10 protein-coding genes and 1 pseudogene are annotated in these 12558 nt (G+C 42.9%); 9 read left to right on the top strand and 2 right to left on the bottom strand.

The features are described from left to right. A partial coding sequence (locus tag ACHBIE_RS10515) for a hypothetical protein (protein WP_394733306.1) occupies positions 1 to 287 on the bottom strand: 287 nt, incomplete at its 3' end. Here ACHBIE_RS10515 and ACHBIE_RS10510 point away from each other — a divergent pair. The 9 genes from ACHBIE_RS10510 (at position 262) to ACHBIE_RS10470 (ending at position 11518) form a co-directional block, all read left to right on the top strand. Then, a complete protein-coding gene (locus ACHBIE_RS10510) occupies positions 262 to 597 on the top strand; it encodes an LPXTG cell wall anchor domain-containing protein (RefSeq protein ID WP_394733305.1) in 336 nt (111 codons plus the stop codon). The two genes, ACHBIE_RS10515 and ACHBIE_RS10510, sit on opposite strands and share 26 nt — an antisense overlap. Before the next feature lie 562 nt (positions 598 to 1159). After that, positions 1160 to 2413 carry an accessory Sec system protein translocase subunit SecY2 gene (gene secY2 / locus ACHBIE_RS10505; RefSeq protein ID WP_394733304.1) on the top strand — a complete coding sequence of 418 codons (1254 nt, stop codon included), beginning with the start codon at positions 1160 to 1162 and terminating at the stop codon, positions 2411 to 2413. Positions 2414 to 2423: 10 nt separating this feature from the next. Beyond that, positions 2424 to 3995 carry an accessory Sec system protein Asp1 gene (gene asp1, locus ACHBIE_RS10500; protein WP_394733303.1) on the top strand — a complete coding sequence of 524 codons (1572 nt, stop codon included), beginning with the start codon at positions 2424 to 2426 and terminating at the stop codon, positions 3993 to 3995. Positions 3996 to 3999: 4 nt separating this feature from the next. Next, positions 4000 to 5574: an accessory Sec system protein Asp2 gene (asp2, locus tag ACHBIE_RS10495; RefSeq protein ID WP_394733302.1), complete on the top strand. Its 1575-nt coding sequence runs from the start codon at positions 4000 to 4002 to the stop codon at positions 5572 to 5574. Beyond that, positions 5574 to 6116, top strand: a complete 543-nt coding sequence (asp3, locus tag ACHBIE_RS10490) for an accessory Sec system protein Asp3 (RefSeq protein WP_394733301.1) — start codon at positions 5574 to 5576, stop codon at positions 6114 to 6116. Before asp2 ends, asp3 begins: the two co-directional genes overlap by 1 nt. 13 nt (positions 6117 to 6129) lie before the next feature. Further along, on the top strand, positions 6130 to 8508 hold the full coding sequence (secA2, locus tag ACHBIE_RS10485; RefSeq protein WP_394733300.1) for an accessory Sec system translocase SecA2: 2379 nt from the start codon (positions 6130 to 6132) through the stop codon (positions 8506 to 8508). A 15-nt stretch (positions 8509 to 8523) separates the two neighbouring features. Continuing rightward, positions 8524 to 10023, top strand: a complete 1500-nt coding sequence (gene gtfA / locus ACHBIE_RS10480; protein ID WP_394733299.1) for an accessory Sec system glycosyltransferase GtfA — start codon at positions 8524 to 8526, stop codon at positions 10021 to 10023. Between the two features lies 1 nt (position 10024). Further along, positions 10025 to 11350: an accessory Sec system glycosylation chaperone GtfB gene (gtfB, locus tag ACHBIE_RS10475; RefSeq protein WP_394733298.1), complete on the top strand. Its 1326-nt coding sequence runs from the start codon at positions 10025 to 10027 to the stop codon at positions 11348 to 11350. After that, positions 11351 to 11518, top strand: coding sequence for a hypothetical protein (locus ACHBIE_RS10470; protein WP_172095958.1), 168 nt, complete (start codon positions 11351 to 11353; stop codon positions 11516 to 11518). Between the two features lie 174 nt (positions 11519 to 11692). Here ACHBIE_RS10470 and ACHBIE_RS10465 read toward each other — a convergent pair. Then, a pseudogene (locus ACHBIE_RS10465) lies at positions 11693 to 11857 on the bottom strand (ISL3 family transposase); the annotation flags it as partial. Between the last annotated feature and the right edge of the window lie 701 nt (positions 11858 to 12558).

The raw sequence follows: 12558 nt of genomic DNA, 5'->3' as shown, positions 1-12558 counted from the left end.
TCTGAATCAGTATCAGAGTCAGTATCAGAATCAATTTCTGAATCAGTATCAGAGTCAGTATCAGAATCAATTTCTGAGTCAATCTCTGAGTCCGTTTCTGAATCAGTTTCTGAATCAATTTCTGAATCAGTAAGCGAGTCAGTATCTGAATCCGTTTCAGAGTCAATCTCTGAGTCCGTTTCTGAGTCAATCTCCGAGTCTGTATCAGAATCAATCTCTGAGTCAATCTCCGAGTCAGTATCAGAATCAATTTCAGAATCCGTGTCTGAATCCGTCTCCGAGTCCATTTCTGAATCTAACTCTGAATCAGTTTCAGAATCAATATCAGAGTCGGTCTCTGAATCCATTTCTGAATCTGAATCCATTTCTGAATCTGTATCCGAGTCAATCAGTGAATCAGTACCTGAGTCAGTATCTGAATCAGTATCTGAATCAGTATCTGAATCAACTCCTTCACAGGATTCACAGCTTCCTCGTAAGTCAGCAGTATTGCCAAGTACAGGTGAGGAGTCGTCATCTTGGGCAGGATTGCTTGGAGCAGGCCTCTTGTTTGGTGCTTTGTACAAACGTCGCAAAAAAGACGAAGAAGAAAAGTAATTAAAGCTAGAAGTCAAAAAGAAAAGTAGCTAGCAAATGCCAGCTACTTTCTTTGTATCAAGTTATGATTTAAATATGGAAAAACCGATAATCAGTTGAATAATAGACAAAGAAACAGTACACTAATAGATAAGTAATAGAACGGCTAGCAGTTTTTATGGAAAAAGCTGGCGCATAAGATTTTTTAGATTCATTTAACCTAAAAATAGTAGCCTCAAAAAAGGAAAAGTATGTGCCAACTAGCTATATTTTCCGTAGGAAAATTGAAAATGTATTCATTAAAAAAACTTAGTGTTTTCACAGTCTTTTTATTGACTTAGCCTAGCAATAGTGCTAAAATTGGGAGACTCTTTTGGACATATTTAAAACTAGTAAGACATGAGCAAAAAACGCAGTTAAAAAAATGATTTTTTAACACTTTTCTTGAAACAGCGAATAAGAATGAACAAGTCATACTAGTTGAATCGAAGCTGCCCTTTAACGAGGGCGACTTCGATTTATCATATGTGGGGATAAATAAGGTCTTATCCCTAGATATGATAAGGAATAGGAAGTTTATATTATGAAAAATATATGGAGAAACTATCGTTCTTCTACTCTAGCTAACCGTCTGACCTGGATGATTGGCATCGTATTTGTCTATATGTTGGGGAAATATATCCCAATCGCAACCCTTCCTGTTGCAGGCATTGAAGCGGGTGCATATAAATTAGATAGTGCCTTGGAGAACTTGGCCATGGTAACAGGTGGTCAGTTTTCGACCCTGAATCTATTTTCTCTCGGGCTGAGTCCTTGGATGACAGGGATGATCTTGTGGCGTTTTTTGACGCTCTTTAAGACAATTAAAGGTTTAACTGCCCAACAAAGCCATCGCTACCGCATGTTACTGATGTTTATTGTAGCCTTGATCCAGTCCATTGGGATTAGTTCCCTATCAGAGTACTATCAGTTTAGTCAGTTTGGTGACTATTCACTCCCAATCGTAAGGGGAATTACAATGGTAGTGATGATTGCCGGTAGTTTTGTCCTCATGTGGTTGGCAAATGTGAATGGCCGTAAGGGCTTAGGAGGCCCATCGGTTATTATTGTCTCCAACATGATTTTAACTTTTATCATTAATATCATCCGGTATTTTTCAGAAAAACGATTGGGAGGCCTCGAATTTTTGTTGACGATTGCGGTGATTGCATTAATTGCTTCTGCCTTGATTTGGATTACAGTTGTCATCTATCGAGCAGAGTATCGGATTCCGATTCGACGGATAATGATTATCAGTGCATTTGCCGAATCCACCTATATCCCAATTCGGGTGACGCCGGCAGGAGGGATGCCTTTCATGTATGCGATGACGCTGATGTCCTTGCCACCAATTCTGATTTCAGCTCTGTTGCAGATTTTTCCAGAAAATCCTATATTGAAGGAGCTGGTTGGGAAGGTGAGTATTTCAGAATTACTCGGGATTCTGGTGTATATCTTCTTGCTCTTCATCTTAGCTATTGGTTTTGCCTACTTCAATATAGACCCGACTGAAGTCGCGGAAAATATGCAGAAAAGCGGGGACTATATCGAGAATGTTCGTCCAGGAGAGGCAACTCGGAAGTACATTTCCTTCTATCTAAATCGTTTAGCCTTGGTTGGTGCGATCTATACCTGCTTGATGGGAGGTGTGCCCTTGATCCTGGTGTGGAGCCAGCAAGGGCAAATCAGTATCGCACTGTTGATCAACAATATTTATATTGTCACTACCCTTTTGTTGGGCATAGTGGAACAGGTTCGTATTCTTCGTTCATGGAGAGAATACGACGAGATTATTTAAAGGAGTTACTATGTTTTATTTTGTCCCATCCTGGTATCAAGGAAATCGTAAGTGGTATATGGAAGCCCCATTATGGTTTCGTGTCATTGAAAATATGACCTTTGACGATGCAGTGAATCAATTGAAGACCTTCCAGGCTGCGGGTGAAGAAACGATGATGCTCTTGTTGGGGTACCAACCCCATTTGCGCTATTTTTTGCACCGTCAAGATATTCTTTCAACCCCTTACTGGTCCTTCTTTGACGAGATTCAAAATATCCAAAGTAAAAATACCAAGGTGGTCCAGGTATCGGATTTGACATGGCCACAGGGGGCACGTTTTATCTATACTCCCTTTGCCTTGTTGGTCAAAATTGGGGATGAACGGATTGCGGAAGTGCATTTTGCTGAAAGCGGCAATCTCTTGAAAGTGGAATACTTTAAGGAGAATGAAGTTACCTACCATTACCTGTTTGACGATCGTGGATTTTTATCGAGCATCCTTTATTTTTCAGATGGGCAGCCTAGCCATCAGGACTATCTGAATGAAAATGGGGTCTGGCAGGTTCGTGAGCACTTGGCAGAAGCTTCCAATCTCATTACCGTCAACCCACGGGCAGATCAGGAATTCTTCCAGCTGGCTTATGAGAGTTGGGATGATTTGATTTTAGAGAAATTATTCTTCTTCAAACGTCTGCGTATGACAGAACATGACTACTTGGTTATGGCAGTCCATGAACAACACAATCACCTCTTGTTGGATGCTTTTGAACAACAGAAAAAAGTGTTGTCCTTTAGCGGTGACCGCTACAGTCTCCAAGTGGGCAGTGACTTAAAGCGTCTTGCTCAGGAAGGTGATGTCCTGGTAGTGGATTCGGAGAAAAACAAGCTGGCCCTTGAGTACAGTTTGGCCCAGCTGGGAACCCCTGCTCACCATGTCAGCAAGGTGACGCCGTTTGATACACGTTTGCGTTTAGGACGCAGTCAGACGGTCAAGGAATTGATTATTTACTGGCAGATAGACGGCGCAAGCCGTGAAGACTATTTACAAACCCTGCATGTTTTATTGCAGTTAATGGAAGAAAATCCCTTGATTGAATTGGATATTGTCAGCTATGAACGTGCACGCAATATGAAGGCTTTGGAAAGTGATTTGATTGCTCTTCTGCAGGAAAAATACACACTTGCTCGGTTCATGGAAGTATCGGAAGAGGCTGGTGAAAACCAATTGGAAGAGGATCAAGAGATGACCTTGTCCAGCATTCGCTTCCATACCTTTTCCAATGAAAATCAGATTATTCGCCAATTAGATACGACCCGATTGGTATTGGATTTGGGACAGGTTCCGCATCTTTATACTCAGATTGCTAGTATTAGCGCTGGAATTCCACAAATCAATCGCCAAGCTTCAGAGTATGTAACGCATGGGGAAAATGGTTGGATTGTGAAGGAAATCAAAGATCTGATTGAAGCAGTCGCATATTACTTTGATGGTCTGACAAACTGGAATAGGTCCCTTGTTTCAACTGTTCAAAAAATGGGGGACTACACTAGCGGTCGCATTATTGATCAATGGAAAGAATTATTAGAAAATAAAGGCTAACAGAATGAAAATTTTACAGATAGGAAGCCAAGATTGGTCGAAAGGAAAGGAGCTTCCAGAAGACCTGGAATGGCTTTATACAAGTGCAGAAGGCATTACAGACCTTCTCCAAGACTTAAACGATGCAGCTTTGGCAAAAATTCCTGCTGAAAAATTAGCAGAAATGGGAGAAAATCCCAAGGTCCCTCTTTACTTTACGGGAATCCTGGTAACCGATTCTCTGTCGGAAAAGCAACTTGAACCTTTGATGAATAGCATCGAAGCTTATGCTGTCTTTATGACAGAAAATGTGGAGGTCTTTGATATAGCTCCGACTGGTTTTTACCGCAGAAAGGTGATGTCTTACCTACCTATACAGGGAAGTCAGGAAGAGTTGATCGTTTTTCTCCATATGAACCTTTTTTCAGGACAATATGGGGCTAAGTTAAAGATCCCTGAGATTGATGTTAATCCCAACTTTACAGGTCAAGTTGATTATGAGGGCAATGTCGGTGTTACGTTTACAGGTGATTTTGGGGAGGATTTTCAACCCCTAATGACATTTCGTTATAACTTGGGGACCTTTCCCACGTCTCTTGAAATCTGGTTGGAATACATAAAAAATGGAGACTGTGAACTTCGTCTAGAGTTGGATCTGATCCGTAAGGGATCTTTAGCGGATGTTTTTGAGAAACAGATCTTGAGTGAAGAAGAAATGAAAGAACCTTATGTTCTAGCACCCCATCCAGAGGTTGGTTTCTATAGTGTGTCTGTTTCTGCCAGAGGGACAGGATCTATCAAGACTGGTGTACTCCATTGGCGTTATTCGCGTTCTGGACTTGGCCGCTTTGTCTTAGGGGGCAAGCGCCATTCGGATGCCAAACGCCAAGAAATTTTCCATTACTTTAACCCGGGAGATATGAAACCTCCTTTGAATGTATATTTCTCTGGTTTTCGGGGAGCGGAAGGTTTTGAGGGTTTCTTCATGATGAAACGCTTGGGAGCTCCCTTTCTACTCGTAGCCGATCCGCGTTTGGAGGGTGGATGCTTCTATTCTGGAACAGATGAATTAGAAGGTCATTTACAATCTGCGATTCAAGAAGCTTTGGATTATTTGGGATTTGATTCGAACCAACTTATTCTTTCCGGTCTATCAATGGGAGCATTTGGTGGCTTGTACTATGCGTCTCATTTTAATCCCCATGCTGTAATCGTCGGGAAGCCGTTTACAAACTTAGGAGAGACTGTTTCTAATTTGAAGTTGAAGCGTCCCGGCGAGTTTGAAACCAGTGGTGACATGATTCGTAATGTTGTCGGTGGAGCTGATTCTGCCTCAATTGAAGCCTTTAACCAACGATTCTGGGATAAATTTGGCGAATCAGATTTTCATACGACTCAATTTGCAATTGCGTATATGGAGCAGGATGACTATGATGGCCATGCTATGGAACGCCTGATTGATTATTTGGCGGATAAGGATGTCCATATTTTCTGTAAGGGGTATGAAGGCCGACACAACGACAATAGTCGTGCCATCAACCGTTGGTTTATGGCTCAGTACCATAAGATTCTAAAAAATGATTTTGGAAGGGACATGTAATGGTAGAAGCATTAGTGCAAAAATTACTCTGGACAGGAGTAACCCCAGGAGTAAACTACCTGTACGGTTCAATGATCCAGATACAGGAAGACTCAATTTTTTTTGAGAATCTTCATTTTTCACCAGGTAAACCCATTAAAACTTGGCGGTCTCGGACTAACTACCAGGCCAATCGTTCTTGTCCAGAACTCCCCTTGCTCTATCCAGGAGTTACCTATCGCCTAGAGCAAAAGGTCACCATCACGCCTGAACAGACCGCCTATTTTCAAATTCAATATTTCAATCGCCAGAATGAGGAAATCCAACGGGATATCCTCAGAAATGGGCAAGAAGAATTTACCTTTCCTAAAGATGCCTTCACCTATCGGATTTCTCTAATGAGTGCAGGTTGTCGGCAGGTGGAATTCTTCCATATTGCGATTTATGGACCTGAAAATAGCGCCAAGCCTTTGATAGAAAGAAATCAGGTCAGTAGTTACACATCAGGTCAGGAACCTGAGGAACTAAGATTGGTGAGCCGCTTGATTCACCAAAAAGGATAAAGGAATAGCAACCATGCAATACAAGACTTCTTTGCTGAATCAGATTCGGTTGAGAAAGATTAAAAAATTAACCAGACAGATTAATGCTCTGTCCGATACCTATGAAGGGATGACCGATCAAGACTTGGCGAATCAAACAAGTCTCTTTAAGGCGCGCTTGGAAGCAGGTGAGGACCTAGACGATATGCTGGTAGAAGCGTTTGCGGTTTGTAGGGAAGCCTGTTACCGTGTCCTAGGTCAATTTCCTTATGATGTGCAGGTGATGGGGGGAATTGCCCTCCATCAAGGGACCATTGCGGAGATGAAGACTGGTGAGGGAAAAACCCTGACGGCGACAATGCCCCTATACCTCAATGCCTTATCAGGAAAAGGCGCGATTTTGGTCACCACCAATGAGTATCTTGCCAAGCGGGATGCTCTGGAAATGGGGCAGGTATATGAGTTTCTCGGCCTAACTGTTGGTCTTGGTGTCTATGATGATGACCAAGAAGGGGATGCAGAGACCAAACGAATGGTCTATGGATCCGATATTACCTATGTAACAGGTGCTGGTCTGGGTTTTGATTACCTGTCTGATAACCTTGCTTCTTCAAAGAGCGAGAAGTTTCTACGTGACTTTAACTATGTTATTATTGATGAGGCGGATGCGGTCTTGCTAGATAGCGCCCAAACTCCTCTCATCATCTCAGGGACCCCTCGAGTTCAATCCAATATGTACGATATCTGCGATCAGTTTGTACTAACTTTGGGCGAAGAGGAGTTTTACTTTGACCCAGATAAAAAGGAAGTCTATTTGACGGACAAGGGCAATGACTATGCGGAACACTATTTCGCAGAAGAGAGTATTTACAATGCAGACAACTGGGAGCTTAATCGCCATATCAACCTAGCCTTACGGGCCCACTATCTCTACAAGAAAAATCATGATTATGTGGTACAGGATGATGAGGTCAAGCTCTTGGACAATCGAACAGGACGTGTGTTAGAAGGCACCCGTCTACAATCTGGTATTCACCAAGCCTTGGAAACCAAGGAAAATGTGAAGAAAACCAAAGAAAGTCGTGCCATGGGCTCAGTTACCTATCAAAGCCTCTTCAACATGTTCCCTAAACTTGCAGGAATGACAGGTACAGGACACCAGGCAGAGGATGAATTGATTTCGACTTATAAGGTTCCAGTTATCTCCATTCCGACCAATGTGCCGATTCAACGAATCGATTATCCAGATAAAATTTATACCACTCTTCCAGAAAAATTGTATGCAACGATGGAGCTGGTTAAGGAGCTGCATGCCAAGGGACAACCTGTGCTGTTGATTTCTGGAACTGTGGAAATCACCCAAATTTATTCGCAACTGCTCTTGCAAGAAGGGATTGCCCATTCGACGCTGACAGCCAATAACGTGGCAAAAGAAGCCTTGATTATCAAAGAGGCTGGTCAGTTGGGAACGGTGACTTGTGCGACTATCATGGCCGGCCGTGGGACTGATATTAAGTTGGGAACAGGTGTGGAACAATTGGGTGGTTTGGCAGTTGTTGGAACCGAGCGGATGGCCAATAGTCGGATGGACTGGCAGTTGCGCGGTCGAGCAGGCCGTCAAGGTGAACCAGGCATGTCTCAGTTCTTTGTCTCCTTGGAAGATGAATTGTTGACCAACTATGGTCCGGAATGGGTCAAAAAATACTTTAAAAAGCATAATCGTGAAGATCGTAGAAATTATGGTCGAGCTTTGACAGGTCGCCGCTTCCATGCGGCTATTCATCAAGCTCAAGAAAAGAGTGAGGATAATGCTGTCAGTGCTCGTCAATCAACTATTCGCTTTGATGAAAGCCTGCGAGTCCAGCGCCAGAAGATTTATGGCTTGCGGGACCGCTTGATTCTTGATGATGAGAACTTGGCGGAAAATGTCCGCCAGATTATGGAAGAAGTAATCGATTCCTATTTGGCCGAGAACAAGGAGCGAACACGCCATCAGCTACGCCGCTATATCTTGGACAACTATAGCTATGCTTTCAGGTATTTCCCAAGAGCTTTAGACTTGGACGATGACCAGGACGTTAAGAACTATTTGTTAAAATTGGTGGAAGAAGAAGTGGCTAAAAAAGGGCTGCTTTTGCAGTCAGAAGAAGCTTTGTCAGAGTTCTATCGTCTGTCTGTTTTGAAGGCAATTGATGAGTGCTGGGTCGAAGAAGTTGACAGTCTCCAACAATTGAAGGGGGTTGTCACAACACGATCTACAGCCCAGAGGGATGGGATGTCCGAATACTACCAAGAATCCCTGCGTTCCTACAAACAGATGTCTGATTTTGTCAAACAGAAAATCGCTCGAAATGTTATGCTCAGTACCATAGAGCAATCGAAAGATGGAAAACATTCTATTTATTTTGTGTAAGAAAAGGAACAGAAGATGACCATTTATAACGTCAACCGTGGAATTGGTTGGGCCAGCAGCGGAGTAGAGTATGCCCAAGCCTATCGGGCCAGCATTTTTAGAAAAATTGGCCAAGATAGTAAATTTATTTTTACAGACATGTTTCAAGGAGAAAACCTGGCTCATTTTACAGCCAATATTGGCTTTGAAGACCAGGAAATTATCTGGCTCTATGGCTTTTTTACCGATGTCAAGATTGCAGCGACAACCTATCCTTTGACGGAGTTTGAAGCTAGTCTAGATTCTGATTTTACCAAGGTTTCACAGAGCCCTGAATCCGTCAAATATCAGCATAAAGACAAGGACTTGGTCATCTTGGTTTTTACACGGAAAAATCATCCAGACTATGTGCAAAAGGTTGAGTTTCTTTCCAAAGAGAAGCTGATTCGCAAGGACTACTATAGCTATACCAAGATGTTTTCGGAATACTATGCTCCAGTTGATAATGCACCTGTTTTAAATGTGCGGGTCTTTTTCAACGAAGATGGTTCTATCGCCTATGAAGAAAACTGTTCTGGTGACCAGAGTATCTTCCGTTTTCCTGATGCTATCCTTTGTACAAAAGAGGAGTTGATTGGTCGCATGTTGGACCGATTGGCTCTGACAAAAGAGGACATTATCTTGATTGATCGTGCTACTGGGACAGGTCAGGCGATTCTGCGCCACCGAGGAGAGGCCCGTGTGGCAGTCGTGATTCATGCAGAGCATTACAATATGAATTCTGTGACGGAAGAAACCATTCTTTGGAATAACTATTACGAATATCAGTTTTCGAATGCGGATAAGATTGATGCCTTTATTACCTCAACCAAGGCGCAAGCGGAAACGCTGGCGGCCCAATTTGAGACCTATACGCCTTTCCGTCCGAAAATTTTTACTTTACCAGTTGGTAGTTTGGATGAATTGCGCCAGCCCGAAGGGGACCGTCGTCCTTTCTCTTTGGTGACCTGTTCGCGACTGGCTAGTGAGAAACACATTGATTGGTTGGTGGATGCGGTGATTCAGGCCCAAAAACATTTGCCAGACCTTCAGTTTGATATTTATGGTGAGGGCGGGCAACGTAGCCGCTTGGAAGCCATGATCAAAGAACACGATGCTTCCTCTTTTATTCGCTTGATGGGGCACCATGATTTAACAGAGGTTTATAAACACTACCAAGCCTACTTGGCAGGTTCGACCTCAGAAGGTTTTGGTTTGACCTTGATGGAAGCCATTGGTTCTGGCCTGCCGATTATTGGCTTGGATGTTCCTTATGGCAACCAAACCTTTGTGCAGGATGGACGAAATGGCAGCTTGATCAGTCGTTTGGACGTTGATGATCCAACTGTCTATGGCCGACTCTTTGCCGAAAAACTGCTGGACCTATTCCAATCAGGTCAGCTGGAAGACTGGCAGGCGGCATCCTATGACCGTGCTAAGGAATTTCTGACGGTCGAATTGGAAAAAGCGTGGTTGCGCTTTATTGAGGAGGTTTAAAATGATTCAATTATATGATAGCTTCCATCAGGCCAGTAAGGATCTGTATTATTCACTGACTCAGGCAGGTTTCCAAGGTCCTGTCGTTGTCATTAATGATGATGGTTTTCTACCAGAAGGTGTGACCTCTGCCTATTCATACTATTGCCAAATGGAGACAGGTCAGGGGTGCTCGCTTTATTTCAACCAACTCCAAGTCCCTCCTTTTTGGGAAATTACAGGGACCAATGGTGAAGGGGAAGTCTGGGATTACAGCCAACGGAAGGCAAAGATTTTTTATGCCGAACCCAAGCACCTCCGTCGCATCAAAAATGTTGACTGGTTTGGACCAAATGAAAAGGTACGTTTTACAGACCACTACAATCGCTTTGGTTGGTTGTTTGCACGAACCTACTTTAATGCCGAGCAGAAGGTGACTAGCCGTATTTATTTCAATCAGGCCAAACAAGAGATCTTGGTTGAGAATTTCATGACGGGTGACATTCAGTTAAACTGGCAGGGAAAAGTGTATTTCTTTGACAATCGTGTGGAATTGTTCCGTCATTATTTTGCGGAAATGGGCTGGGAATTGTCAGAGATTTGGTACAACTCTTTATCGACTCCTTTTTTCCTCTCCTACAACAGTCCAGAAGCAGGTCAAGATATCCTCTTTTGGCAGGAAGGTATCCAGGAGGACATTCCAGGAAACATGAAAGTCATGTTGAATTCTTCCCACGTTCGTACACAACGTGTTTTGGTGCAGCAGCGTCAGGTTTATCAGAAGATGATGGATATTTTGCCGGAGGAACAAAAGGCCAAGATTGCTTACCTAGGTTATATCTATCCATGTTTGCGTCAGAACGCTGGACGAAAGGAAATCCTTATCCTTACTAACTCAGATCAAATTGAGAAATTAGAGGAGCTAACTCAAGCACTACCAGACTTCCACTTCCATATTGGCGCATTGACAGAAATGTCTCAACGATTGATGGCTTTTGAAGCAAAGTCAAATGTTACCCTCTATCCAAATATTTCACAGAAACAGCTACAACGGTTGTTCCAAGAATGCGATATCTACCTTGATATCAATCATAGTGGAGAAGTAATGGATGCGGTTCGCAAGGCCTTTGAGCAAAATATGGTGATTTTGGCCTTTGAGCAAACCATTCATAACCGTGATCTGATTCCAGCTTCCCACCGCTTTGATGCCAGCCAGCCAACTGACATGGTGATGGCCTTGGCAGGCTTTGCATCATCTTATCCACAGATGGTGGCCTTGCAGCGTGAAGAAACAAGCAATGAATCTGTTACTGGATACCAACAGTTACTTGGGAAGGAGGAGCGCTAAATGACAGAGAAACGCAATCCTTTATTGGATGAAGCGATTGAGAAACAAATCAAGGAAGCTCGCTATGTTGAGCCTAAGAAAAACAAGCAGAGACGGAATTATTTTTACCTGACCATCATTTTCCTTGTGACCTTGGCAGTTATTTTCTCCCTCCTTCGTTACTTATAGAAATTCTTGCCTACAAGCCAATTGAAATCTTGAAAATTGCATGAAAATGTGAGAAAATATGTCAAATAAGAATGTGGGGGAAGAGCCATGCGAGATGATATACTCTTGAATGACCGAGCGGCTGCTCTTGCTGACCAATTGGTCCCGGTTTTAGGGTATTTTGGATGGTTTTTAGAAGTCGTACTTGGCCATCTGCCCTTGGTAATGTTGGCGTATGGGAGCAGGGCAATCCAGCTTAGCTATGACCACTTTGCGGCTCCTGGCATCCACAATCTCCAAAATAATGATATTAGGGTCTTTAATTCCGAGTAGTTGTGTGATAAAATTGAATTGTTCCATATGAGTCTCTCTAAATGATAGTTTTTTCGCTTTTCATTATAGGTCATATGGGGCTTTTTTCTACACTCTAAAAGGCTCGATAATCTCTACAGTGGATTTACCCACTACAGTCTCATAGAGCCTGTTTGTCTTTTTCTGTGTACGACGGGCATGTCGTACATCTGAGGTGGAAGTCCTCCGTTGGCACCCGCTACAGGTGAACCCAATAGCGACTCCCAAGCCTGACTATCGTGAGGTAGCGGATTAAAACGGTCTGGGGAGAGACCGTTTTAATTCTGACGCTAGAAACCAAGATCGTCAGAGGAAGGGATAGTGAAATTGTGGAACTACGAACAGAAACGTGATACGAAGGCGTATATAGCGTACAAGGTGGCTCAGAAAACTAAAATACAAAAAGGTAGTCGTAACCTAAATGCGTAATTCACGAGTGTAATTGAACTCGGACTAAGGTCCTCATATCTTGTGTAAACGAGGAAAAATGTACGACTTATCCCGTGAGGTCTCATGGTCGTCAATAAGATGTAGTAACAACGAATCATGAGAAGTACCCTCGCCTATTGTTGTTATCAACTTATTCTTCGTTGAACAATCTTTATTTAATCACTTCTATGTAACTTTTTTTCATCCCGCGTTGTAAAATGAAGTGCAACAAAAAAGACATGTTCGTCTGATATACTAGAATTCCCCAACTCAGTATAGAA

The organism is Streptococcus sp. A23 (assembly GCF_043674155.1).
GTDB lineage: Bacteria > Bacillota > Bacilli > Lactobacillales > Streptococcaceae > Streptococcus > Streptococcus suis_V.
This window is presented reverse-complemented; position numbering and strand designations above follow the sequence as displayed.

Bases quoted from the DNA above. Each gene is read 5' to 3' on its own strand.
- secY2 (WP_394733304.1), top strand. From the start codon at position 1,160: ATGAAAAATATATGGAGAAACTATCGTTCTTCTACTCTAGCTAACCGT.
- asp1 (WP_394733303.1), top strand. From the start codon at position 2,424: ATGTTTTATTTTGTCCCATCCTGGTATCAAGGAAATCGTAAGTGGTAT.
- asp2 (WP_394733302.1), top strand. From the start codon at position 4,000: ATGAAAATTTTACAGATAGGAAGCCAAGATTGGTCGAAAGGAAAGGAG.
- asp3 (WP_394733301.1), top strand. From the start codon at position 5,574: ATGGTAGAAGCATTAGTGCAAAAATTACTCTGGACAGGAGTAACCCCA.
- secA2 (WP_394733300.1), top strand. From the start codon at position 6,130: ATGCAATACAAGACTTCTTTGCTGAATCAGATTCGGTTGAGAAAGATT.
- gtfA (WP_394733299.1), top strand. From the start codon at position 8,524: ATGACCATTTATAACGTCAACCGTGGAATTGGTTGGGCCAGCAGCGGA.
- gtfB (WP_394733298.1), top strand. From the start codon at position 10,025: ATGATTCAATTATATGATAGCTTCCATCAGGCCAGTAAGGATCTGTAT.
- ACHBIE_RS10470 (WP_172095958.1), top strand. From the start codon at position 11,351: ATGACAGAGAAACGCAATCCTTTATTGGATGAAGCGATTGAGAAACAA.